Source organism: Pseudomonas sp. H1h, from assembly GCF_000633255.1.
GTDB lineage: Bacteria > Pseudomonadota > Gammaproteobacteria > Pseudomonadales > Pseudomonadaceae > Aquipseudomonas.
The window spans coordinates 1-450 of the sequence record NZ_AYMJ01000073.1; the positions used below are offsets into that span (position 1 = coordinate 1).

The 450-nt window shown below is 60.2% G+C and carries 1 protein-coding gene; it reads left to right on the forward strand.

Translation table 11 applies throughout. The features are described from left to right. Nucleotides 1–181: 181 nt before the first annotated feature. A partial coding sequence (gene tssD, locus U862_RS0129055) for a type VI secretion system tube protein TssD (RefSeq protein ID WP_025113575.1) occupies nucleotides 182–450 on the forward strand: 269 nt, incomplete at its 3' end.

The window sequence follows — 450 nt, forward strand, 5'->3', positions numbered from 1 at the left end:
AGTTGCGCACTTTCGACCTCAATTGCGCAGAAAACTTCGTCCCAACCGCAGTCCAGAGCCGTTCCACCCCCGGCTTCCGGGACCTTCAACAAACCTGGCACGCTCCTTGATAACAGCCAGGCACCCACCGGGCGATTCCGCCTCCCGGGCACCCTAAATTTATCCGCAAGGAGAGCACCCCATGGCAACACCAGCGTACATGTCGGTTACCGGCGAGAAACAAGGCCTGATCACTGCCGGCGCCTTCACCGCCGACTCCGTTGGCAACACCTACCAGGAAGGCCACGAAGACCAGGTTATGGTTCAGGCTTTCAGCCACGACGTGATCATCCCGCGTGACCCACAATCCGGTCAGCCAACCGGTCAGCGCGTTCACAAGCCAGTTGTGATCACCAAGGTCTACGACAAGGCTTCGCCTCTGCTGCAAGCGGCTCTGACCTCCGGCGAGCG